Origin of the sequence: Nocardia transvalensis (assembly GCF_015477765.1) — a bacterium.
GTDB lineage: Bacteria > Actinomycetota > Actinomycetes > Mycobacteriales > Mycobacteriaceae > Nocardia > Nocardia transvalensis_A.
Genome location: NZ_JADLQQ010000002.1, coordinates 553,022 through 574,974, shown reverse-complemented (window position 1 = coordinate 574,974; position 21,953 = coordinate 553,022). Strand labels below are relative to the sequence as shown.

General features: G+C 68.2%; 22 protein-coding genes. 10 read left to right on the top strand and 12 right to left on the bottom strand.

Going from position 1 to position 21,953, the window contains the following annotated elements:
* Positions 1–2 precede the first annotated feature (2 nt).
* The 4 genes from IU452_RS06735 to IU452_RS06720 all read left to right on the top strand — a co-directional run bounded on the left by IU452_RS06735 (position 3) and on the right by IU452_RS06720 (position 3,855).
* Positions 3–1,520: an aldehyde dehydrogenase family protein gene (locus IU452_RS06735; protein WP_195108006.1), complete on the top strand. Its 1,518-nt coding sequence runs from the start codon at positions 3–5 to the stop codon at positions 1,518–1,520.
* Complete coding sequence (locus tag IU452_RS06730; protein ID WP_195108005.1) at positions 1,520–1,930, top strand: DUF779 domain-containing protein; 411 nt, start codon at positions 1,520–1,522, stop codon at positions 1,928–1,930. The genes IU452_RS06735 and IU452_RS06730 overlap by 1 nt, the downstream gene beginning before the upstream one ends.
* Positions 1,927–2,505: a YbhB/YbcL family Raf kinase inhibitor-like protein gene (locus IU452_RS06725; RefSeq protein WP_195108004.1), complete on the top strand. Its 579-nt coding sequence runs from the start codon at positions 1,927–1,929 to the stop codon at positions 2,503–2,505. The genes IU452_RS06730 and IU452_RS06725 overlap by 4 nt, the downstream gene beginning before the upstream one ends.
* Positions 2,506–2,571: 66 nt before the next feature.
* Positions 2,572–3,855, top strand: a complete 1,284-nt coding sequence (locus IU452_RS06720; protein WP_195108003.1) for an alpha/beta hydrolase — start codon at positions 2,572–2,574, stop codon at positions 3,853–3,855.
* A gap of 117 nt (positions 3,856–3,972) precedes the next feature.
* Here the strand turns inward: IU452_RS06720 and IU452_RS06715 are convergent, their stop codons facing one another.
* Positions 3,973–5,526, bottom strand: coding sequence for a succinic semialdehyde dehydrogenase (locus IU452_RS06715; protein WP_195108002.1), 1,554 nt, complete (start codon positions 5,524–5,526; stop codon positions 3,973–3,975).
* A 582-nt stretch (positions 5,527–6,108) separates the two neighbouring features.
* Between IU452_RS06715 and IU452_RS06710 the strand changes: the two genes are divergently transcribed.
* From IU452_RS06710 to IU452_RS06695, 4 genes are read left to right on the top strand one after another with little or no spacing between them, the layout of a single operon-like run.
* Positions 6,109–8,667 (top strand): nitrate- and nitrite sensing domain-containing protein, encoded by a 2,559-nt coding sequence (locus tag IU452_RS06710; RefSeq protein ID WP_195108001.1) that lies wholly within the window; start codon positions 6,109–6,111, stop codon positions 8,665–8,667.
* On the top strand, positions 8,645–9,070 hold the full coding sequence (locus IU452_RS06705; RefSeq protein ID WP_195108000.1) for a roadblock/LC7 domain-containing protein: 426 nt from the start codon (positions 8,645–8,647) through the stop codon (positions 9,068–9,070). Before IU452_RS06710 ends, IU452_RS06705 begins: the two co-directional genes overlap by 23 nt.
* Positions 9,067–9,441, top strand: coding sequence for a DUF742 domain-containing protein (locus IU452_RS06700; RefSeq protein ID WP_195107999.1), 375 nt, complete (start codon positions 9,067–9,069; stop codon positions 9,439–9,441). Before IU452_RS06705 ends, IU452_RS06700 begins: the two co-directional genes overlap by 4 nt.
* A 7-nt stretch (positions 9,442–9,448) precedes the next feature.
* On the top strand, positions 9,449–10,030 hold the full coding sequence (locus IU452_RS06695; protein WP_324192472.1) for a GTP-binding protein: 582 nt from the start codon (positions 9,449–9,451) through the stop codon (positions 10,028–10,030).
* Positions 10,031–10,186: 156 nt separating this feature from the next.
* On the opposite strand, the gene mtnC is transcribed toward IU452_RS06695, so the two are convergent.
* The 4 genes from mtnC to IU452_RS06675 all read right to left on the bottom strand — a co-directional run bounded on the left by mtnC (position 10,187) and on the right by IU452_RS06675 (position 14,865).
* The gene (mtnC, locus tag IU452_RS06690) at positions 10,187–10,879 is read right to left on the bottom strand and encodes an acireductone synthase (protein WP_195107998.1); all 693 of its coding nucleotides are present in this window, start codon (positions 10,877–10,879) and stop codon (positions 10,187–10,189) included.
* The gene (locus IU452_RS06685) at positions 10,876–11,448 is read right to left on the bottom strand and encodes a 1,2-dihydroxy-3-keto-5-methylthiopentene dioxygenase (protein WP_195107997.1); all 573 of its coding nucleotides are present in this window, start codon (positions 11,446–11,448) and stop codon (positions 10,876–10,878) included. The genes mtnC and IU452_RS06685 overlap by 4 nt, the downstream gene beginning before the upstream one ends.
* On the bottom strand, positions 11,445–13,205 hold the full coding sequence (mtnA, locus tag IU452_RS06680; RefSeq protein WP_195107996.1) for an S-methyl-5-thioribose-1-phosphate isomerase: 1,761 nt from the start codon (positions 13,203–13,205) through the stop codon (positions 11,445–11,447). Before mtnA ends, IU452_RS06685 begins: the two co-directional genes overlap by 4 nt.
* A 403-nt stretch (positions 13,206–13,608) precedes the next feature.
* Positions 13,609–14,865: a KasA/KasB family beta-ketoacyl-ACP synthase gene (locus IU452_RS06675; RefSeq protein ID WP_195107995.1), complete on the bottom strand. Its 1,257-nt coding sequence runs from the start codon at positions 14,863–14,865 to the stop codon at positions 13,609–13,611.
* 39 nt (positions 14,866–14,904) lie between these two features.
* Between IU452_RS06675 and IU452_RS06670 the strand changes: the two genes are divergently transcribed.
* Entirely contained in the window at positions 14,905–15,477 is a 573-nt protein-coding gene (locus IU452_RS06670; RefSeq protein ID WP_195107994.1) for a TetR/AcrR family transcriptional regulator, read from the top strand.
* Here IU452_RS06670 and IU452_RS06665 read toward each other — a convergent pair.
* The 3 genes from IU452_RS06665 to IU452_RS06655 are packed head-to-tail and all read right to left on the bottom strand — an operon-like array spanning position 15,474 to position 18,382.
* Positions 15,474–15,857 (bottom strand): hypothetical protein, encoded by a 384-nt coding sequence (locus IU452_RS06665; protein WP_195107993.1) that lies wholly within the window; start codon positions 15,855–15,857, stop codon positions 15,474–15,476. The two genes, IU452_RS06670 and IU452_RS06665, sit on opposite strands and share 4 nt — an antisense overlap.
* 6 nt (positions 15,858–15,863) lie before the next feature.
* Positions 15,864–16,361 (bottom strand): hypothetical protein, encoded by a 498-nt coding sequence (locus IU452_RS06660; protein WP_195107992.1) that lies wholly within the window; start codon positions 16,359–16,361, stop codon positions 15,864–15,866.
* Positions 16,361–18,382, bottom strand: a complete 2,022-nt coding sequence (locus IU452_RS06655) for a PEP/pyruvate-binding domain-containing protein (protein WP_195107991.1) — start codon at positions 18,380–18,382, stop codon at positions 16,361–16,363. Before IU452_RS06655 ends, IU452_RS06660 begins: the two co-directional genes overlap by 1 nt.
* Positions 18,383–18,572: 190 nt before the next feature.
* On the opposite strand from IU452_RS06655, the gene IU452_RS06650 reads away from it, so the two are divergent.
* Positions 18,573–19,010 (top strand): SRPBCC domain-containing protein, encoded by a 438-nt coding sequence (locus tag IU452_RS06650; protein WP_195107990.1) that lies wholly within the window; start codon positions 18,573–18,575, stop codon positions 19,008–19,010.
* A 5-nt stretch (positions 19,011–19,015) separates the two neighbouring features.
* Here IU452_RS06650 and IU452_RS06645 read toward each other — a convergent pair whose 3' ends face one another.
* The 4 genes from IU452_RS06645 to IU452_RS06630 form a co-directional block, all read right to left on the bottom strand.
* Positions 19,016–19,240, bottom strand: coding sequence for a hypothetical protein (locus IU452_RS06645; RefSeq protein ID WP_195107989.1), 225 nt, complete (start codon positions 19,238–19,240; stop codon positions 19,016–19,018).
* Between the two features lie 35 nt (positions 19,241–19,275).
* Positions 19,276–20,070: an HNH endonuclease family protein gene (locus IU452_RS06640; RefSeq protein ID WP_195107988.1), complete on the bottom strand. Its 795-nt coding sequence runs from the start codon at positions 20,068–20,070 to the stop codon at positions 19,276–19,278.
* Positions 20,071–20,211: 141 nt separating this feature from the next.
* Positions 20,212–20,613, bottom strand: a complete 402-nt coding sequence (locus tag IU452_RS06635) for a VOC family protein (RefSeq protein ID WP_195107987.1) — start codon at positions 20,611–20,613, stop codon at positions 20,212–20,214.
* 218 nt (positions 20,614–20,831) lie between these two features.
* On the bottom strand, positions 20,832–21,953 hold the full coding sequence (locus IU452_RS06630) for an NAD(P)H-dependent flavin oxidoreductase (RefSeq protein ID WP_195107986.1): 1,122 nt from the start codon (positions 21,951–21,953) through the stop codon (positions 20,832–20,834).

The window sequence follows — 21,953 nt, the reverse complement described above, 5'->3', positions numbered from 1 at the left end:
CCATGATCTACGCCAAACCCGGCACCGACGGCAGTATCGTCGAATTCGCCCGGCGCTACGACAATTTCATCGGCGGCGAGTGGCGGGCTCCCGTCGAGGGCCGGTATTTCGAGAACCCATCCCCCGTCGATGGCGAAACCTTTTGCGAGGTAGCCCGTTCCACCGCCGCCGACATCGACCTGGCACTCGACGCCGCGCACGCCGCCGCCGAGGCATGGGGCGTCACCTCGGTCACCGAGCGAGCCAATCTCCTCAACAAGATCGCCGATCGGATCGAGGCCAATCTGGAACGCCTGGCCGTCGCCGAGACCTGGGAGAACGGTAAACCCGTCCGCGAGACCCTGGCCGCCGATATTCCACTGGCCATCGACCATTTCCGCTACTTCGCGGGCGCGATTCGCGCACAGGAGGGCCGGATCTCCGAGATCGACGCCGATACCATCGCCTATCACTTCCACGAGCCGCTGGGTGTGGTCGGACAGATCATCCCGTGGAACTTCCCGATTCTGATGGCCGCCTGGAAGTTGGCACCCGCGCTGGCGGCGGGGAACTGCGCGGTCATCAAACCGGCCGAGCAGACCCCGGCGTCGCTGCTGCTGGTGATGGAGTTGATCGCGGATCTGCTGCCGCCCGGTGTTGTGAACGTGGTCAACGGATTCGGCGTCGAGGCGGGTAAACCCCTCGCCTCGAGCTCGCGGGTGGCCAAGGTGGCGTTCACCGGAGAGACCACCACCGGGCGACTGATCATGCAGTACGCCAGCGAGAACATCATTCCGGTCACGCTGGAGCTGGGTGGTAAGAGCCCCAATATCTTCCTGCCCGATGTCACGGCCGCCGACGACGAATTCCTCGACAAGGCGGTGGAGGGCTTCGTGATGTTCGCTCTGAACCAGGGCGAGGTGTGCACGTGCCCGTCGCGGGCATTGGTGCACTCCGCGATCTACGACGATTTCCTCGCCCGCTGTATCGAGCGCACCCGCAATATCACCGGCGGTAACCCGCTCGACGAGGCCACCATGATCGGCGCGCAGGCCAGCAACGATCAATACGAGAAGATCATGTCCTATATCGATATCGGCCGTAAAGAAGGGGCGAAGATTCTCACCGGCGGCGGTATGCGCAAGGTCGAGGAATTCCCCAACGGCTTCTACATCGAGCCGACGATCTTCGAGGGACGCAACGATATGCGGATCTTCCAGGAGGAGATCTTCGGGCCGGTGGTGTCGGTGACCCGCTTCGAGACCGTGGACGAGGCGCTGACCATTGCCAACGACACCCTCTACGGACTCGGCGCGGGTGTGTGGACCCGCGATATGAATACCGCCTATCGGATGGGCCGCGCCATCAAGGCGGGACGGGTGTGGACCAACTGCTACCACGCCTACCCTGCGCATGCGGCGTTCGGCGGCTACAAGAAGTCCGGCATCGGGCGCGAGAACCACGCCATGATGCTCGATCACTACCAGCAGACCAAGAATCTGCTGGTCAGCTATTCGGCACAGAAACTCGGATTCTTCTGATGGCGGTCTCGCGCATCGACATCACCGAGGCCGCGGCCCGGCTGCTCGGCCAATTGGTCGAGCGGCACGGGCCGGTGATGTTCCATCAGTCCGGCGGATGCTGTGACGGGAGTTCGCCCATGTGCTATCCGCAGGGTGAATTCCGGGTCGGGGCGGCCGATGTCCTGCTCGGACATCTGAAGGGCGATATCCCGTTCTGGATGAGTGCCGACCAGTTCGAGTACTGGCGCCACACCCACCTGACCGTGGATGTGGTGCCCGGCCGCGGCAGCGGTTTCTCCTTGGAAGCGCCGGAGGGGGTGCGTTTCCTCATTCGCTCTCGGTTGTTCACCGATGAGGAGGTGAAAGCGTTGGCGGCACAGCCGATTCGCACCGGAGCCGATATGGGCGGGTCTAGTGTCGGACCATGACCGCCAAACGGATTCGCCTGGCATCCGTTGCCGCCTCGGCGCTGGCACTGGCGGCCTGCGCCGAGCGCGGCACGTCTGCGACGGAAACGGCCACGACCGCACCTTCGCAGACCAGCACTCCCCCGACGCACGAGATTCGGGTCACCAGTAGCGCTTTCAGCGACGGATCGACCATTCCGACCGAATACACCTGCACCGGAACGAACGAGCCGCCGCCGCTGCTCTGGACGACACCGCCGGAAACGGCTCGGATGGCCTTGATCGTCGATGACCCGGACGCGCCGAACGGTCCGTTCACCCACTGGGTCGTCATCGACATTCCCGCCACCACCACCTCGGTCGAGCAAGGGCAGACACCCGCGCCCGGCACCGTCCTGCGCAACAGCGCCGGTCGAACCGACTACGTGGCCCCCTGCCCGCCGCCCGGAACGGGCGTACACCACTACCGCTTCACCATGTACGCCCTGCCGAACAGGCTCTCACTGTCCCCGGACACCCCGCCCGACCGCGCGCGGGCCGCGATCGAACAGGCCGCCATCGCCGAGGGCCGACTGGTCGGTACCTACTCCCGCTGATGCTCTTGTACCGTCGGAGTGGGCCCGGCCCTGGTTGCCGTGCCGGAGCAATGTGGAGGTGCGGCAGTGGGCGATAAGGGGACTTTCGGGCGGCGCGTCCGAGGGACGGTGGCGGGGGTAGCGGTGGCGCTGGCCGTCGCGGTGGCCGCGGGTCCGGCGGCAGCCGACGGGGTGCCCGCTGCTCCGGCTGGACTCGAATTCTATTCGCCCCCAGCCGAACTCGTCGCGGGAGCACACGGGTCGGTGATCTGGATGCGTCCGCTGACCGGCGAACCGGGAGTCCCCGGGGCACGGAACTATCTGGTGCTGTACCGATCGGTGGATGCGCAGGGGCACTCGGTCGCGGTCTCGGGCACTCTCGCGGTGCCGCCTGGACAGGCTCCGGAGGGCGGTTGGCCGCTGATCTCCTGGGCGCACGGCACCACCGGCGTCGCCGATATCTGCGCACCCTCGCGCGACAGCGGCCCCGACTACCCCGCCCACGACTACACCGCGCTGGTGCGCAGCGTGCAGGCCCGGTGGGTGGCCGCCGGATATGCGGTGGCGCAGACCGATTATCAGGGGCTGGGCACCGCGGGCGGGCACGGCTATCTCATCGGCGAGGCCGAGCAGCGCGCGGTCGCCGATATGGCCCTCGCCGCGCGCGAGGTCGACCCCCAGATCGGCACGCGCTGGGTCGCGATGGGGCACTCGCAGGGTGGGCAGGCGGCGATCTTCACCGACGCGCGAGCCCAGCAGTGGGCGCCGCAGCTGCAGTTGCTGGGTTCGGTGGCCTTGGCGCCCGCCTCCCATATCGGTCTCACCGTCCATGCCGCGGCGGTGGCCACCCGCCTCGGCGCTGCCGAGGCGCTCGATTCCATCGCCACCGCCACCGGCACCAGCGAGCGGCTCGGCTCGATCGCCACCGGCGGCGCGTCCTTCCTCCCGCTGTTGATCCGCGGCGCCCAGACCGCCGCCGACATCGACCCCGGCGCGTTCTTGACGCCGAAAGCCCTGGGCCTGCTCCCCCAGGCCGACGATCGCTGCATCGGCCAGCTGCGCGCCCGCGATTCCTGGGGTGGGTTGCGGCCCGACGAGGTTTTCGCCCGTGACGCCGACGCCAAGGCCCTGACCAGGGTTCTCGATGAAAACGAGCCCAGCGGCCTGACCTTCACCGCGCCGCTGCTGGTCCTGCAGGGCCGCAGCGACACGATCGTGTCCCCGCTCGCGACCGACGCCATGGTCGCCCAGCAGCGCCTCACCGGCCAGCCTGTCGAGTACCGCACCTACCGGGGCGCCGACCACCGCGAAGTCCTGGAGGATTCCTACAACGACGCCCTCACCTGGGTCGACGCTCGCTTCGCCCGCTGACCGCTCTCCGCCCGCATTCCTGCTACCCCGCTCCCCGCCTGCATCGCCGTTGACCCGGCCCGGCCTGCACTACCGCTGACCCGGTTCCCGCCCGCTTGCCGCTGACCCGCTCTGTGGTCAGCGGCCGGGTAGGAAGCGGATCACGCGGGCGATCGTCATCAGGAACGGCTGCCACTTGTCCTGCGGAATGCCCCAGGGCGCATCGAGATTCAGGAAGCGGGTGACGACGACCGTCTGCGGTTCGGTGAACTTCAGCAGGCCGTCGGGGCCGTGGCGGCGGCCCACTCCGGAAATGCCCATACCGCCCATCGGGGCGCCCGTGGTGCCCCACGCGGGTGCGTAGCCCTCGTCGACGCAGACCGTGCCGGCGTGCAGGCGTTCGGCGATGCGCTCGCCCTCGGCCTTGGTGGCCGCCCAGACGCTGGCATTGAGACCGTATTCGGTGTCGTTGGCGCGGACGATGGCCTCCTCCACGTCGGCCACGGGATAGATCGACACGAGCGGGCCGAAGGTTTCGTTGCGACCGCACTCCATCTCGTCGGTGACCTCGGCCAGGACGGTCGGTTCGAAGAACAGCGGCCCGATATCGGGGCGGGCGTTGCCGCCGACCAGCACCTTGGCACCCTTGGAGGTCGCGTCGGCAACATGTTTGGTGACGGTCTCGAGCTGCGCCTCGGAGATCAGGCTGCCGATGTCGGCCGAATAGTCGTAGGCGGCACCGAGTTTCGCGCCCTTGACCGCCGCCACGAATTTCTCGGTGAACGCCGCGGCGACCGCCCGTTCGACATAGAGCCGCTCGATCGAGATGCACAGCTGCCCGGCATTCGAGAAACAGGCACGCACGGCGGCCTTCGCGGCCTTGTCCAGATCGGCGCCACGGGTCACGATCATCGGATTCTTGCCGCCCAGTTCGGCGGAAAAACCGATCAGCCGCCGGCCGCACTGCTGGGCCAGCGTCCGCCCGGTGGCCGAGGAGCCGGTGAACATCAGATAGTCGCAGGCATCCACGATGGCCGTGCCGACCACTCCGCCGGGACCGGGTACCACCTGCAGCAGGTCCCGCGGCAGTCCCGCCCGCCGGAACAGTTCCACATTCGCCAGCGACGAGTACGGCGTCTGGCTGTCGGGCTTCACGATCACCGCATTACCGGCCAGCAGCGCCGGAATGGAATCGCCGACCGACAGCAGCATCGGATAGTTCCACGGCGCGATCACCCCGACCACGCCCTTGGGCTGAGCGCGCACGGCGGCCCGGTTCAAAATCGGAAACGCGCCCGCCACCTTGTGCGAGGCCAGCAACTCGGGCGTGACGCGGGCGAAATAGCGGGCGGCGAAGATCAGGCCCATGATCTCTTCCTGGGCCGCCCAGCGCGCCTTGCCGGTCTCCGCCTGGATGACATCCATCAGGAATTCGCGATTGTCCACCACCAAGGCCCGGTAGCGCTCGAAGACCTCGGCCCGCTCCTTGGGCGAACGCGCCGCCCATTCCTGCTGAGCGACACGGGCTTTCGCGAAGGCTGCGCTCACATCGGCGACCGTGCCGACCGGGACCTCCCCCAGCGGACGCCCGGTGAACACCTCGCTGATCGTCCGGCTCGCATGCTCCTGGGCGGTGTCGACCGCCGCGAACCCCCGCAGACGCTCGAACACTGCGGCTTCCGGCACCGGCATCGTCGCCTCCTACTTGTGAGTAACCGTGCGATACACATAATCTACGCCTATCACCGGTTGGGGCAATGCCGTGCCGACTAGACCCTGCATCCACGGCGCCAGGGCGCCGTGGATGCAGGGAATGAAGGAGCGACCCACCGGGACGCAGGGAATGAAGGAGCGACCCGCCGGTACGCAGGGAATGAAGGGCCGACCCATCGAGGTGTAGGGAATGAGGGGCCGATCCACAGGGGGACGGGGATGGAGGTTGGGGGCCGCTTCCTTCGGGCTACCTCCCGCCGGGTGCGTGCTTGCTTTGGTTCCCTGTATCCCGGCGCCCCAGCGCCGGGATACAGGGCGTCGGTAATGCCGGAAATCCGAGAAATAGCCGGTGTGCCGCGCCTGCCAACTTCACCACAGGGAAAGGCGGTGGCCGACAAGGTCGGTAGTCGATCGGCCTGGAAGCGGCCAGCGGCGACATAGGGTTACGAAACAACGTGACCCGGAACGTGGTTGATGCATAACTGCAGGACAGGTGTCAAATCCGGTCTCGCTCAACGAGACCGAGTGGCAAACCGTACCGTCAGCAGATATTTTGTGCCGATGCTGAGAGCGAGGCTAGGTATTAGGGCCCGAATTCTCGCGATCGCACTCGTCCCGAGCTTGGCCCTGCTCGTGATCGGTGTGGGCGCGGCGGGTTACTTGGTACGGGAAGGACAGCATGCCAGGGACTGGGCGGCCATCCTGGAAGGCGCCAACAAACACACCCGCGAACTGATCGCGTCGGTGGAGCAGGAACGCCTGCTCTCGCTGTGGCAGCTGTCCGGCGCACCCGATCCCGTGGGACTGGGCGCGGCGCGGCAGCGGCTCGACAACGCGCTTCGCGATATGGCCAGTATCGAGGGCCAGATCCTCGAGACCGACGCCGACAAGATGGGGCCCGACCTCGGCGGTTTCGACACGCTGAGGAAGCAGCTGCCCCAGTTGCGCGGTGCCGTCGACGCCGGGCTGATTCCGGTCCCGGACACCTACGGCGCCTACACCAAGATCCTCACCGGCGTCGAACTGGGCACCGAGATCACCGCCAAGGACGCCCCCGACGCGGCCGTCGCCACCGAACTGGCGCACTCGCTGCGCGTGCTGCGCGCCATGGACGCCAACTCCCGCGTCGCCGCGCTCACCGCGGCCGCGGTCAACGGCTCGGGCCTGCCCGCGCCGATGCAGGCCGAATATCGCAACCTGGTCGGCTACTACCGCACCGAATTGCCGCTGCTGGCCACCGATCTCGGCGGCGACCAGGGCGAGCGCGTCAAGACGGTGGTCGACTCCCCGGCCTGGCAGCAGCTGGCGACCATGGAGGACTACATCATCCATCCGCCCGGCCCGAGCAAGGCCGGCGCCGAACCCTCGCTGCCGATCAGCATTCCGGAATGGCGGGCCGCCGCCGACCAGGTGAACCGGCAGATGCTCGAGGTGTGGCAGGTCCAGAACGACCACGCCAACCACGTCGCCGTTGTCGACGGTGACCGCACCGCCACTCGCGCCCTGTGGGCCGGTATCGGCATCCTGGCCCTGGCCGTGGTGGCGTTCCTCGGCTCGCTGTGGCTGGCCAACCGGCTCATCGGCCGCCTCAAGCGGCTGCGCACCGAAACCCTGGCGCTGGCCGAGGTCCGGCTGCCGGAGACGATGCGCAAGCTGTCCGAGGGCGAGGATGTCGACCCCGAAACCGAAGCGGCACATCTGGATTTCGGCCACGACGAGATCGGCTCGGTGGCCAAGGCGTTCAACCAGGCCCATACCGCCGCCGTGGCGGCCGCGGTCACCGAGTCCCGCACCCGCGAGGGTGTGCGCGCGGTATTCCTCAATATCGCCCACCGCAGCCAGATGGTGGTGCACCGCCAGCTCGAGGTCCTCGACGACGCCGAACAGAAGCAGGAAGATCCGGCGCTGCTGGAGATCTTCTTCAAGCTCGATCACCTGGCCACCCGCGAGCGCCGCAACGCCGAGAACCTGATCATTCTCGGCGGCGGTCAGCCGGGCCGGCAGTGGCGGCGGCCGGTGCCGCTGGTGGAGCTGGTGCGCAGCGCCATCGGTGAGACCCTCGACTACGCCCGGGTCCGTACCGCGCGGATGCCGCAGGTGTTCGTCGTCGGCGCCGTCGTGGCCGACCTCATCCACCTGCTCGCCGAACTGGTCGACAACGCCACCACCTTCTCCCCGCCGCAATCGCGGGTGGAGGTCACCGGCACCATCGTCGGCAAGGGCGTCGTGGTGGAGATCAGCGACCAGGGCATGGGCATGCCCACCGCCGAACTCGAACGCGCCAACGAAATGCTGCGCAATCCACCGGATTTCGGCGTCGCCACGCTGTCGGAGGATTCGCGCATGGGCCTGTTCGTGGTCGCCCAGCTGGGCGTGCGGCACGGCATCTCGGTGCGGCTGGCCGAATCCGATTACGGCGGCGTGCGCGCCATCGTGCTGATTCCGACCGCGCTCATCACCACCGATGTGTCGATGGCCGACCATCTGCCGGAGCGGGTGTCCGCGCGGCGCCCCGAACCGCCGAGCAGCGGTCAGATTCCGGTGGTCCCGGCCGTCGAAACATCGCCCGCCCCAACGGCTCTGGCCACGCTGCCGCCGCCGGAACCGGAACGCGAGGAGCCGCAGCCGCGCCACCGCGCCCCGGAGCGCACGGCATACCCGGACCCGCTGTCCCGCCCGTCCTATGCGGACCCGCAGGCCCAGCCGTCCCACCTCGATCCGCAGGCTCGGCCGTCGCACTCCGATTCGCAGGCCCGGTCGGCTCATCCCGATTCGCAGGCTCGGCCGTCGCACTCCGATTCGCAGGCCCGGTCGGCTCATCCCGATTCGCAGGCCCGGTCGGCTCACCCCGATTCGCAGGCCCGGTCGTTCTATACCGGGCAGGACTCCCGCCCGCCGCTGCCGAAGCGGCGCCGGCAGGCCAGTCTGGCCCCGGAACTGGCGGAGCAGCCGAATACCGAAGCTGCGCCGCAGCGGCCACGTTCGGCCGAACAAGCGCGAGATCTGATGTCCGCCATAGAGAATGGCACCCGGCAAGGGCGCCGGGCCACTCCCGAGCCCCGCAACGCCACTACTCCGGATGAACAGGAAGGCGAAGGTGACCTCTTCCAACGCAGGTGATCTCAACTGGCTGCTCGACGATCTCGTCGACCGCTTGGCGGGCGTGCGCTACGCGGTGGTGCACTCGACCGACGGGCTGCTGCTGGGCAGGTCCACCACCATGACCCGTGAGGACGCCGAACACTTCGGCGCCATGTCGGCCACGCTGTACGGACTGGCGCGCAGCGCCGGCAGCCGCTTCGACGGCGGCGGCGTGCGGCAGGCCGTGATCGAACTGGATCGCGCCGTGCTGTTCGTCACAGCCGCCGGTGACAATGCGTGTATCGCATTGCAGGCCAACGAGAACGCAAACCTCGGTATGGTTGCCTACGAAATGAATCTGACGGTGCAGCGGGTGGGCAGCTATCTGTCGACCGATCCGCGGCACGGTCTAGCAGCGCACGTGGAGCACCGATTGTCATGACGCGTTTCGGTCAACCGTGGTTCGACGATCAGGCGGGTCCGCTGGTCCGCCCGTACGCCGTGACGGGGGGCCGCACGATGGGTGCGGGACACGACCTGGACATGCTCACCCTTGTGGTGACCTCCCACCCGGCTCCGGTGCTGCGGCGCGTGGAGCCGGAGTACGCGGAAATCGTTCACCTGTGCCGGGTTCCGCAATCGGTGGCCGAGGTGTCGGCCACCCTGAAACTGCCCCTCGCTGTGACGAAGATCCTCGTGGGTGATTTGATCAGTGAGGGGCACCTGATCTTCCGGGCGCCCATCCGAACCGATGCCGGCCCCGGCGACCTGACCCTGTTGCGAGCAGTGCTCGACGGAATCCGAAAGCTGTAGAACACCCGTGAGCGATACGACGTCAGCGGCCGCACTGGCCGCCTCGGTCAAGATTCTCATTGCCGGCGGCTTCGGCGTCGGCAAGACCACGATGGTGTCCTCGATCAGTGAGATCGCGCCGCTGCGCACCGAGGAGCTGATCACCGAACTGTCCACCGGGATCGATGATCTGTCGGGTGTGGAGGGGAAGACGACCACCACGGTGGCGTTGGATTTCGGCCGGATCACCATCGATGAGAACCTGGTGCTGTACCTGTTCGGCACGCCCGGACAGGACCGGTTCTGGTTCCTGTGGGACGAGCTCGCGCGCGGTGCCCTGGGTGCGGTGGTCATCGCCGATACGCGGCGACTGGAGAACTCCTTCGCCGCCATCGACTTCTTCGAGCGCCGCGGACTGTCGTTCGCGGTGGCGGTGAACTGTTTCGACGGCGCACCGGTCTACACCACCGACGAGGTCCGCGAGGCCTTGGATCTCGACCCGCACGCCCCGGTGGTGCTGTGCGATGCCCGCGACCGCTCGTCCTGCAAGACGGTGCTGATGACTTTGGTGGAGCACCTGATCATGCGAGCGACGTCGTCGGTGGCCTGAGAGGCAGCGCCACACAACGCAATTCGGCGCGCAGTGCAAGATTGCACTGCGCGCCGTCGTCTTACCGGGCCCGCCCCCCTACGGCCCTGAAGGTCCCGGCATGCCGCCCTTGTTTCCCTGAAGGTCCCGGCATGCTTTTCGCCGGGACCTTCAGGGTTACAGGTTCTCCAGGTCGATCTCCGCGAACGACCCGACCCAACGATGCGGGGGGCGAGGGGAATTAGGCTCGCCCGGGCGGGTGACGCCGATGGCCGACCAGCCCGCCGCGACGGCGGCGTCGAGCTCGTCGGGATGGTCGGACAGGAACAGGATCTGCTCGGCGGGCACGCCGATGGCACCGGCGATCTTCTCGTAGGAGGCGCGTTCGCGTTTGCTGCCCGCGTTGTTGAGATCGAACCAGTCGCCGATGAGCGACGCCAGCTCGCCGTCGCGGGCGTGGGCGAACCAATCCTGCTGATTGCGCACTGAACCCGACGAGTACACATACAGCGCAAGACCGGCGCCGTGCCAGGCCCGCAGCGCGGGCGGCGCATCCGGGAAGAACTGCCCGTGCAGGGCACCGCTGCGGAATCCCTCGGCGCAGATGAGGCCCTGGGCGGTCTTCAGCGGCTGAGCCTTCACATCCGAATTCAGCCATCCGCGCAGGATCTCGACCACCTCCGCCTCGTCGGCATCGGGCCGACCGGCCAGTTCGCGGGTGCCAGTGATCACCGCATCGGCCGCACCCCCGCGATTGTCGGCCAGCCACTGCGGCAGCCGCTCCCGGGTGTAGCCGTACAAATCCTCCCGCACCGAACTGGTCGGGCTGGTGGTGCCCTCGATATCGACGACGATCGCGCTGATACTCATGCGGCCGTCAGCAGCTCATCGAGGGTCGGGAAGCGTTCGCCGATGGTGTTGCCGGTGAAGTCGCCGATCCACCCGTCCTCTTCCTCGAAGAAGCGGATCGCGATGAAATCGGGCCGCGAACCCATATCGAACCAGTGCAGGGTGCCCGCGGGCACCGACACCAGATCGCCGCCCTCGCAGACCACCGCCAGCACCTCACCGTTCAGGTGCAGGTAGAAGCAGCCCCGGCCACCGGCGAAGAACCGGACCTCGTCCTCGGCGTGGCGATGCTCGCTCAGGAACTTCTCCCGCGCGCCCTTGGCCTTGGCGGGCCATTCCGGATCGTCGTCGTCGGGGTGGATGCGCGCGACGTCGATGTGCCGGTAACGGCCGTCGGCGTTCAATTCGCCGATGCGGTCGGCGTATTCGGCGAGGATGTCGTCGGTGGCCGCGCCCGGATCCGACGGGGTCTGCCAGCGGTCGAAGACGATGCCCCGCCGATTCAGTTCGGCGCCGATCACGGCGGGATCGGAGGTACGCAGCCGCACCTCACCGGCGTCGGTGTCGGCCATGATTTGCAGCAGGGTCATTTCGGTTCCTCCTCGGAACTGCGGTGGTCGGTTCCGATCTCACGGCGGCCGGTGAGCGTCACCAGCTCGCACATCGCCTCCAGGCACTCCGCCCGGTCGCGAGCCTGTGCGAGGCTGCTCCCCCAGGCGGTGACCCCGTGTCCGGCGATGAACAACACCGGCGGCGCATCCGGATGCTCGATCAGGTAGCGCTCGATGTCGGCACCGATGCGTGGAACGTCAGCGTGATTCGAAAAGACCGGGATGTCAATGGTTTCCGTCGCCCCGAGCCCCTTGATGAGCTCGTAGCCGGTGAACCGCAGCGTCTCGGGCGCACCGATGGACTGCGCGGTCGCGTGCGGGGGGTGGATGTGCACCACGGCCTCGGCGCCCGTCGCCCGGTAGACGGCGGTGTGAATGGTGGTCTCCGCCGACGGCCGCCGCGCGCCCGAGAGGGGCTGCGAATCGGCGATATTCACCGTCACCATGTCGTCCGCGGTGAGTTCGCCCTTGGACAGCCCACTGCCGGTGACGACTGCGTTCTTCCCCGCCCGCACCGAGATGTTGCCCGCCGTCCCGGGCATCCACCCGCGCGCATACAGCCCCCGCGCGATCTCGGCGATCTGCTGTTTCTGCGCGGTGTGCTCGTCCTCGCGCGGGGCGAAGAGCTGATCGGCGAGGAACTTTCGCGTCTTCTCCGCCGCGGTCTCCAGGTACCGATCGGCACGCTCCGCAAACGTGCGCACGATGTCCTCGCCCGTATGCGTATCGCCGTCGGGGCCGCCGGACACCGCATGCGGCGGCGCGACGACGCCGTTTTCGGTGACGACCGCGGTGACCAGTTCCGGCGGGGTGACGTCGAAGGCCGGGTTGAACACCGCGGTCCCCTCCGGTGCGGTAGCGACTCCGCCGACGTGGGTGATCTCCGCGGCCGCCCGCTCCTCGACGACGATTTCGCCGCCGGTCGCGGTGTTCGGATCGCGGGTGGATTCCGGCGCCACGACGATGAACGGGATGCCGTGGTGATGGGCCGCGAGCGCCAGGCCGTAGGTGCCGATCTTGTTGGCGACCGAACCGTCGGCGGTGATGCGGTCCGCGCCGACGATCACGCAGTCGACCTGCCCGGTCGACATCGCCCACGCGGCCGCCGAGTCGATCGTCAACCGGTGCGGTATCTCGGTCTCGGCCAGTTCCCACGCGGTCAGGCGGGCGCCCTGCAGCAGCGGGCGGGTCTCGTCCACCAGGACATTCTCGACGGCACCGCGTCCGTGCAGCACCCGCAGCGCGCCGAGCGCGGTGCCGAAGGCGGTGGTGGCCAGCCGCCCGGTATTGCAGTGGGTCAGAATGCGCAGCGGCCGGTCCGGGCACAGCCGCTGGATCAGATCCGCCGCATGGGTGGCCGCCGCGCGATTGACGCGGCCGTCCTCGGCCAGCATCGCCAGGGCCTCGTCCAGCACGGCCTGCGGGCCGCCGGGCAGCTGGGCCAGCGCCCGCTGCACACCCCAGGCCAGATTCACCGCGGTCGGGCGCGCCGAGGCGATCCGGGCCGCCTCGCTTTCGACCTTCGCCGTGTCGCCGGGATGGGCGAATGCGGCCAGCACGACCCCGAATGCCCCGGAGACGCCGATCGCGGGCGCCCCGCGAATGGCCAGGGTCTTGATCGCCTCGATGACCTCATCGACCGTCGTGATCCGCAGCTCCCGCACGTCACGCGGTAGCGCGCGCTGATCGATGGTGACCAACGCCCCATCCACCCACGCGATCGAACTCTCACTCATCAGTACAACCTTCACCTCGACCACCTACCGTCCCAAACTACCCAACTCCGGGCCACCGCCCCTCACCAGGTTTCTCCTCGCCAGGATCGGTATCGCGCAGGATCGCGACCGACCGGTCCGGACCGACCGGTCCGACCTTCTACGCGGGACCGTCGCGCGAAATCGATGTTGCGCACATCGAGCTCAATTCCCTTGTGCGCCTGCACATCTCATGTGCCCGCAGCTGCTACAACGATGTGGGTAGCCTAGCTAACGTCTAGAACTTCCTGCACTCACTGCTGAAATGCGTTCTGTGCCGGGCGAAAAACGTAGTGGCTTATCCACAGTTATCGCTTCATCCACAGGGGTAAGCGTGAACAGCCTCAATTCCACATACTTGGGACAAAGGTGGGGACTACGAGAATCAGGCCCGGCCGAGGGCGAGGGTGACGTTGTGCCCGCCGAATCCGAAGGAATTGCTGAGGGCGTACGAGATCGACTGGGGCCGCGGCTTGTTGTGCACGATGTCCAGGTCGACCTGCGGATCGGGATTCTCGAAATTCAATGTGGGGGGAACGATCCCGGCGCGGATCGTGCAGAGGGTGAGGATCGCCTCCAGCGCGCCGACCGCGCCGATCGAATGCCCCAGCGCGCCCTTGGGTGCGTACACCGAGGCATGGCTCGCCACCGCCGCAATGGCATTCGCCTCCGAGGCGTCGCCGACCGGCGTCGAGGTGGCATGGGCATTGACGTGATCGATGTCGGCCCCGGTGAGCCCCGCGGATTCGATCGCCTTGCGCATGGCCCGCGCCGCGCCCGCACCCTCCGGTTCGGTGCCGGTGATGTGGTAGCCGTCGGAGGTGATGCCCGCGCCCAGCACGCGGCCGTGGATCTTCGCGCCGCGTGCGCGGGCGAATTCCTCCGATTCGAGGACCAGCATGGCACCGGCCTCGCCGAAGACGAACCCGTCCCGGTCGCGATCGAAGGGCCTCGAGGCGCGAGCCGGCTCGTCGTTGCGGGTGCTCATCGCCCGCATCATCGCGAAGCTGGCGATCGGCACCGCCTCGATATAGCCCTCCACGCCACCGGCGATCACGACATCCGCCTCACCGGTGGCTATCAATCGCCACGCATGCGCAATGGCCTCCGCGCCCGACGAACATGCGGAGGTGGGTGCGTAAACCCCCGCCTTCGCCCCGAATTCGAGACCCACTCGGGCGGCCGAACCGTTCGGCATCACCATCGGCACGGTCAGCGGCGGCACCTTGCGGTAGCCGCCCGCGCGCATGGCGTCCACCGCGGTGACGAACGCATCGCCGCCGCCCAGGCCGGTACCGACCGCGACACCGAGCCGTTCGCCGTCGACCTCGGGTGCGCCCGCCGCCTCCCACACCTGGCGGCCCAACACCAGCGCCATCTGCTGCACATAGGAGTGACGGCGCTGTTCGATACGGGTCAGCTGGGCGCCCGGATGCTCCTTCAACTTGCCACCGATGCGGACCGGCAAGTCGTATTCGGTCACGAAATCGTCGTCCAGCGCGCCGATCCCACTCTCGCCGTCGAGCAGCCCGGCCCAGGTGGCGTCGAGGTCCGCGGCGAGGGATGTGGTCGCGGTCATTCCGGTGACGACGACACCGCGCGTCGAGGCGGCAGGCGAAAGTGAAGCAGTTGTTACACCCATGGCGACATGGATACCTGTAGCGACCGCTACAGTCAACTCGTGCCCCGACCTCTCGACCAGGCCCGCCGCGCCGAACTGCTCGCCGGAGTCATCGCCTATATCGGCGAATACGGACTCACCGAACTGTCGCTACGCCCGCTCGCCGCCTACCTGGGCACCAGTTCGCGCATGCTGATCCACTACTTCGGCACCAAGGAGCAGATGTTGATCGCCGCGCTCGAGACCCAGCGCCCCGATATCGCGTCCCTGTTCGCCGACGTGCCCGACATCGACACGCTGCGACGGCGCTTGATCGAATCGTTCTGCGTGAACACCACCACCGATTGGGTGGCCAGCACCCGCGTGCTGCTGCAGGTGCTGGGCGTGGCCTCCGTGCCGGACAGCCCGTTCGCCGCCTACGCCAACGATGCGGTGCACGGGCTCGTCGACGCCCTGACCCAGGTGTTGCGACGGCTCGACCCGCAGCTGCCGGATCCCGAATCGACGGCGACGTTGCTGATCTCCGGCATTCGGGGGCTGCTGCAGGACCGCCTCGTCACCGGTGACAACACCCGCGTGTCCAAGGCGGCCCGCCTGCTGATCAACAGCGTTCTCGCGCCGTCGATTCGCTAGCTGCCGTCGGTGACTCGGCGGACGGCCAGCAGCCGACCGGTCACGCCGTCCACGCCCAGATCCTGCAGGCAGCCGACGAAACGTCGTTCGGTGTGCTCACCGAGCGCCGGTTCCAGGGTGACGGTCCAGGCGCCGTCGTGTTCGGCGGGCCCGTCGACCACACGCACGTGGTTCACGATGCTGCGGCACTGCTTCCAGACGGTCACGGCGGGGTCCTCGGCGGGGGATCCGTGCCGGGCCTGGGCGTCGAAGGTGATGATTGATCGGGTCCCGGCGTCGCCGCGGTCGGTGTGGAACTGCATCGCACCCGCCAGGGCGGTGACCCCGACGGCGCCGCCGACGGCGAGGGCGGCCAGCACCGGCACGGTCTGCCATTTCATCGTCGTCTACCTCACCAGCGGGCCGCGCAGCAGCCGGGTACCGTCGTCGACGGGTTCGAGAAATCCGTTGGGCGGCAATGTCAACCGGTCCAAACGGCGCACGATGCTGCGCGTGGTGGCGGATTTGCCCGTCAACCGGGCCAGCCGTTCGATCACCCAGGCGATACCGGTGAGCAGCACCCCGCCCGCGAGCAGGACCGGGACGAAAACGTTCATCCGGTCGGGCCGTGCCAGCCAGGCGAAGCCGACCCGCGGCGGCGGTGCGGCCTCGCGCACGATGCGGGCGGTGCCTCGGCGCTCCGCGACCGCGGGACGGGCGGTGCGTGCCTCGAGGGCGCGCAGGCGATTGGTCAGCAGGATCGCCACGAGCGCGACCTCGGCGGCCAGGAACAGCGTCGCCGACATGATGGCGCGGTTCCATTCCCACCGGTACAGGTAGACGAAAACATAAGCGCCGGTGGCGATGACGGTACCGATCGCCACGATCAGGCCGAGCTTGCGCATCACCGCACCTCCACCGATTCCGTGACGATCCGCACCGCGCCGGAACGGCCGTCGAGTTCGACCTGCGCGCCATCGGGCAGGCGCCTGGTGGCATCCGGATATCCGACGACCACCGGAATGCCGTGTTCGCGGGCGAGGATCGCCAGATGGCTGAGCGGGCTTCCGGTTTCGGCGATCAGCCCGGCCAGGTGGGGCACCACGGCGGCCAACCGTGGGTCGAGATGCCGGACCACGAGCACGGATCCGGCGGGTGGCCGGTCGCCCATGTGCACCACACCCCGTCCGGCACCACCGCCCGCGCCGACACCGTGGGTGGCCGACTTCGCTTCCCGGACAACCGGAACCGGCACTCCCCCGGCGAGCCGGAATTCGGTGGGCACGGCCACAGGGGTGACGGCTCGGCGGTCGGCGAGGTCGCGGGGTGCCGTGCGTCGGGTGACGAGGTCGGCCAGCTCGTCGAAACGCAGCAGTGCGATGTCCTCGGCGGTGTCGAGCGGTCCGGTGCAGGCCATGCGGTTCCCCAGTTCGGCCGCCGCGCGGGCGGACAGTTCCTGGATCCAGCGGGCGCGCAGCCGCAGCGCCTCCCGCGCCACCGCGAGCGCACCGAATTCGCCACGGGGAACACCGGATTCGACAGGCAGATGCGGCAGCTGCGGTGTCGCGCCGATGCGCGGCGGAGTCAGGGCCAGGACGACCGGATACTGCTCGGTGATGTGCTCGTCCGCCATCCCCGTGGCGCGGGCCTCGGCCACGGCCGCCAAGGCCATGGCAGCACCGGTCGGGGCCGGACGGGTGTCGCGTTCGAGCATTCCGGCCAGGGCCTCGTAGCCGTGCACCGCGGTCAGCGCGGTTCGGGTGTGCCGCAACAGATCCAGCAGTGTGGCGTTGTCGAGGTCGCTCGGGTGGGGTACCTCGGCCAGGTCGTGGTCGATCTGCTCGCAGGTGCGCTGGGCGAGATCCGGCAGCGCCGCAGCCAGCCTGCCGACGCGCACCGCGGCGCCGAGCCGGCGGGCGCCGGGGCGCGGATCGAGCCAGTGCAGCAGCCCGGTGCGGGGGCGGATCACGCCGAGCAGTTCGAGGTCGGCGACCGCGACGCCGTTGACCGCGGTCGCCACCGGGGAGCTCCGTAGCCGCCGCGAGGCAGCGGTGCCGGTCAGATCCAGGGCCACCCGCAATCCCTCGGCCAGCGGCGTGAGCCAGAGATCCTGCTCGAGCGGACGCAGCGGATCGGGGAAGGTCTCGGCCAGCGGGCCGGGACCCAGAATCGGTCCCGCGCCGGTGCCCGGGAATGCGGTGATGGGCCGGGCCTGCAGCAGCACCGGGCGTCCGCCCGCGTCGATGGCCCATTCGATGTCCAGGGGTCCCCCGAAGACCGATTCGGCCCGGGCCGCAAGCCGAATCAGCATGCGCCGATACGAGGCCGGGAGTTCCGGGCCGTCGGAGGTGAGCACCTCGCGTACCCGTCCGCGGCGGCTGAGCGAAACGGTCCACCCGGCGTCGCTGCCGTCGACCACCTCGCTGGGGCCGCCGCGCACGGCGGTCAGCACCATGCGGTCGCGTCGCCCGCTCAGCGGGTCGCCGGTGAACAGCACGCCGCCCCAGCGGGCCGCCAGGAACGGCTGGACCAGGACCGCCATCGGCGCCGGAGTGCCGTCGTCGGCGGCGACCACGGCGGCGGAGGCCCGCACCTGATCGATGGCGGCGGCGAACGCGGCCCGATCCCGAACTCCGAGAACGGAAGTGAACATGCCCGCCATGGATTTCGCGGAGCCGTCCTCGATGACCGAGGACGATCGCACCACCAGCGGCCGCCGTCCGCCGACGGACAGTCGTCGCCATTCGAGGTCGGGCGGGCCCTGTTCGCGCCAGGCGGTGGTCAGGACGAATCCGTCGAGGACCGGCAGGCCACGGGCGGCCGCGCGGGCGAGTGCCGCGGCCTTGGCGCCGGTGAGTCGGGGATGCTGGGCTCGCGGATCGCGGAGGGAGACGATCTCGGGCTGCTGTGTGGTGGTGACGGTCATCGCGTACTGCCTTCGGGTGGAAACGTCGTTGTTTCGTCCGGACGGGCGGGCTAAGAGGAGGTCTTCGCTCCGCTTACCGTTTTACAGTGTTCACCCGGGCGTTCACCGCTGTCAAGAATGACCGTTCGTTTTTTATGACTGCCCGGTCACACAGTCGCGGTACGAGAACTCGTTTCAGTATGGTTCTCGCATGGGTTTCGTGATCGACCAGAGCGTGGAGATCGGCGCGTCCGCCGACGCAGTGTGGAAGGTGCTCACCGACTTCGAGCGGTACGGAGAGTGGAATCCGTTCTGCGTCGGGTGCAAGAGCACCCTCGAGGTGGGATCGCCGATCGATATGAAGGTGCGCCTGGGCTCGGGTGAACGGGCACAGCGCGAGTGGATCCTCTCGCACACCCCCGGCGTCGGATTCAGCTACGGCATGAAGCCCGTTCCGCTGGGCGCCCTCCGCAGCTTGCGCTCGCACACCCTCACCCCGCTCGACGCCGACCGGTGCCGCTACACCTCGCACTTCGAGCTCGACGGGTGGCTGCGCCCGCTGGTGACCACCACTCTCGGCTCCGCCTTGCGCACCGGCTTCACGTCCATGACCGCTGCGGTCAAGGAACGCGCAGAACAACTGTCCTGACGACCTCAGGCCTCGAAGGGAATGATGTTCCCGGCGGCGTCGCGGGTTCCGGCTTCGGCCTCGATGGCGGAGGCGAGTTCGGTGACCGACGACCAGCGCAGCGGCGGGTTGCCGTCGAGATTGCCGATGGTGTACCAGATATCGGTGCCGCGGTAGCGCACCAGGCCGGTGCCCGACTCGTCGACGGCGACATCGAGGTCGCCGGACACCGTCCCTTCCTCCTGGGTCATGACGGCGGCCTTGGTGTCGATCGCGACGATGTCGATTATGCGAACCCTCCTCGGCGGGTGCAGTCGTCGACTGCGGTGCGCAGCGCGGACTGCTCGGCGGGATCCACGGTCAACCCGTATTTTATCTTGACCTTGATGTAGTGGGCGACGTAGGCACACCGGAAATTCCCCGGCGGAAGATAGCCCGACGGATCCTGATCGCCCTTGGACCGGTTGGCCGACGGATCGGAGGCGACGAGGTTGGCGGCGTCGTTGGCGATATCGCGGCGGGTGTTCTCGTCGAGGGAGCCCGCGCCCGAGCGCCAGGCCTCCGCCAGCGGGACGATATGCTCGGCGTCCACGCTCTTCGGATCGGTGATGAACTTGTAGGGCGCGAGTTTGCCTGTCTTGCGGTCGAGTACGCCGTACTGATCGCGCCAGCCGCCGTCCTTGCCGACCGTCAGCTCACAGGTCTTGGGGTCCAGACGCACCGGGCCCACGGCATCGCGCAGCAGCATGACCTCGCGGGTGGTGCACCGGCCGTATTGCGCGAAATCCGGGCCGAAGCCGTGTTCGGGCTTGTTGTGGTCCCAGTGCGGGAATTGCTCCCGGCTGTAGCCGGTCATCGGGGCCTCCGGCGCGACAACCAGTTTCGCCAGATCGTCGGCCACCTCTCGCCCCGATGCCGCCGGGACCGATGTCGCCGCCGGTCCCCCGCCGGTCCCGCTGTGTTCGGATCGCAGGACGGACACCGCGACGCCGACGACGACCGCCAGCAGGAGGGTCGTGACGGCCACGGGCAGGATTACTCTGCGGCCGCGCTGCGACCACTCGCCATATGCACTTCTCATCTCGGGCAACCACACTGGCAACCGGTGCTGGCAAACGGCAAGCGACACAAGGCGTTCAGTTGCCGGAGTCACACCGTGGACTGACGGGTATCTGACACTGTATCCAATATCACCGGTAAATCCGGTGTGTCGGGGTTGTGTTCACTCCGATGCGGTGTCTCGATCACCCAGCGGTAGCAACGGAAGATGGGTCGTCAGGCAGAACGGATGCCCCGCCGGATCGAGCAGCACCCGCCAGCGGTCCGGGTCCGGTTGTACCTCGGCCCGGCGCGCCCCCAGCCGAAGGGCCTCCTGCTCACCGAGATCGAGGTCGGCCACCACCAGATCGAGATGCATGTGGTTCGGAGTCGCCCCACCAGGCCACGTCGGCGGCCGGTAATCGGCCACCCGAACCGCGGCCAGCACACCCCTCGCACTGTGCACCACCGCGACAGTCTCTGCCCGATAGACGATTTCACCCCCGAGCAGCTCAGCCCAGAACGCAGCAAGCCCCGATTCATCGGCACAATCGAGCGTGATCAACCCCAACTGAGCAATACCCACCGCCAGATCCTACGGTGCGCCAAGACATCCGGGGACCGATCACCCGACTCCCGCACTGCCTCCTGCGCATCCGCCCGGTCACGTCCTCGGCTGCGGCACAAGGACCGTCCGACCACCGTCCCAGATGCTCGCCCCCGCCAACATCATCACCCTGTGCCCGCGCCGACGCCGATCTTCATTCCCTGTGCCCGCGCCCCCAGGGCGCGGGCACAGGGTCATCACCCATTGTTCAGCTTGTTCAACCGTTCGCAGGCTTCCAGATACTCCTCGATCAACCTCTGCATGACGTCGGCGGTGCGGTCGACCTTCTTCATCATGCCGACGACCTGGCCGACGGGGTTGAAGTTGACCTCCTTGGCGGCCTCGGGGTAGCGGTGGCCGCGTTTGACGCCGTCGAGGGCGACCATCATCTGCAGCGGCATGGGCAGCGGGTCGGGGGTGTCGCCGCGCTCCCAGGCGTCGGTCCAGTCGTTGCGCAGCATGCGGCAGGGCTTACCCGTCCACGAGCGCGAGCGCACGGTGTCGTGGCTGGAGGCGTCGATATAGGTCTGCATCTGGGCCGGAGGCACATTCGCCTCCTCGACGGTGAGCCAGATCGACCCGGTCCAGGCCCCCGCCGCCCCCATCGCCATGGCCGCGGCGATCTGGCGGCCGCTGCCGATACCTCCGGCGGCCAGCACCGGCAGATCGCCGACGGCGTCGATCACCTGCGGCCACAACACGAGCGAGGAGATCTCACCGCAGTGCCCGCCGCCCTCTGTCCCTTGGCAGACAACGAAATCCAGCCCGGCGCGCTTGTGGTTGAGGGCATGCTTGACCGATCCGCACAGCGCCCCGATCAACCGCCCGGAGTCCTGCACCTGTTTGATCACGTCGTCGGGCGGGGTGCCCAGCGCATTGGCGACCAGCTTCGCCTTGGGATGCCGCAGAATCACCTCCACCTGTGGGGCGGCGGTGGTGGCGGTCCAGCCCAGCAGCTGATTGTGGTGTTCACCCTCGGGCAGGTGCGGCACACCGTGGTCGGCCAGGATCTTCTCGGCGAATTCCCGGTGGCCCTGCGGAACCAGTTTGGCCAGTTCGGCTTCCAGCTCCTGCGGGCTCAGGCCGTCCAGCCCCTTGCCCTCGTACTTGGACGGAATGACCAGATCCACGCCGTAGACCCCGTGCACGTGCTCGTCCAGCCAGGCCAGCTCGACCTCCAGCTGCTCGGCGGTGAATCCGACAGCGCCGAGCACCCCGAGTCCGCCGGCATTGCTCACCGCGGCAGCAACGTCGCGGCAGTGGGTGAAGGCGAAGATGGGAACGTCGATACCCAGTCGTTCGCAGATCTCGGTACGCAT

Excerpts from the sequence above, each read along its gene's own strand:
- IU452_RS06735 (WP_195108006.1), top strand. The coding sequence starts at position 3 with ATGATCTACGCCAAACCCGGCACCGACGGCAGTATCGTCGAATTCGCC.
- IU452_RS06730 (WP_195108005.1), top strand. The coding sequence starts at position 1,520 with ATGGCGGTCTCGCGCATCGACATCACCGAGGCCGCGGCCCGGCTGCTC.
- IU452_RS06725 (WP_195108004.1), top strand. The coding sequence starts at position 1,927 with ATGACCGCCAAACGGATTCGCCTGGCATCCGTTGCCGCCTCGGCGCTG.
- IU452_RS06715 (WP_195108002.1), bottom strand. The coding sequence starts at position 5,526 with ATGCCGGTGCCGGAAGCCGCAGTGTTCGAGCGTCTGCGGGGGTTCGCG.
- IU452_RS06710 (WP_195108001.1), top strand. The coding sequence starts at position 6,109 with ATGCTGAGAGCGAGGCTAGGTATTAGGGCCCGAATTCTCGCGATCGCA.
- IU452_RS06700 (WP_195107999.1), top strand. The coding sequence starts at position 9,067 with ATGACGCGTTTCGGTCAACCGTGGTTCGACGATCAGGCGGGTCCGCTG.
- mtnC (WP_195107998.1), bottom strand. The coding sequence starts at position 10,879 with ATGAGTATCAGCGCGATCGTCGTCGATATCGAGGGCACCACCAGCCCG.
- IU452_RS06685 (WP_195107997.1), bottom strand. The coding sequence starts at position 11,448 with ATGACCCTGCTGCAAATCATGGCCGACACCGACGCCGGTGAGGTGCGG.
- mtnA (WP_195107996.1), bottom strand. The coding sequence starts at position 13,205 with ATGAGTGAGAGTTCGATCGCGTGGGTGGATGGGGCGTTGGTCACCATC.
- IU452_RS06675 (WP_195107995.1), bottom strand. The coding sequence starts at position 14,865 with ATGGGTGTAACAACTGCTTCACTTTCGCCTGCCGCCTCGACGCGCGGT.
- IU452_RS06665 (WP_195107993.1), bottom strand. The coding sequence starts at position 15,857 with ATGAAATGGCAGACCGTGCCGGTGCTGGCCGCCCTCGCCGTCGGCGGC.
- IU452_RS06660 (WP_195107992.1), bottom strand. The coding sequence starts at position 16,361 with ATGCGCAAGCTCGGCCTGATCGTGGCGATCGGTACCGTCATCGCCACC.
- IU452_RS06655 (WP_195107991.1), bottom strand. The coding sequence starts at position 18,382 with ATGACCGTCACCACCACACAGCAGCCCGAGATCGTCTCCCTCCGCGAT.
- IU452_RS06650 (WP_195107990.1), top strand. The coding sequence starts at position 18,573 with ATGGGTTTCGTGATCGACCAGAGCGTGGAGATCGGCGCGTCCGCCGAC.
- IU452_RS06645 (WP_195107989.1), bottom strand. The coding sequence starts at position 19,240 with ATGACCCAGGAGGAAGGGACGGTGTCCGGCGACCTCGATGTCGCCGTC.
- IU452_RS06640 (WP_195107988.1), bottom strand. The coding sequence starts at position 20,070 with ATGAGAAGTGCATATGGCGAGTGGTCGCAGCGCGGCCGCAGAGTAATC.
- IU452_RS06630 (WP_195107986.1), bottom strand. The coding sequence starts at position 21,953 with ATGCGTACCGAGATCTGCGAACGACTGGGTATCGACGTTCCCATCTTC.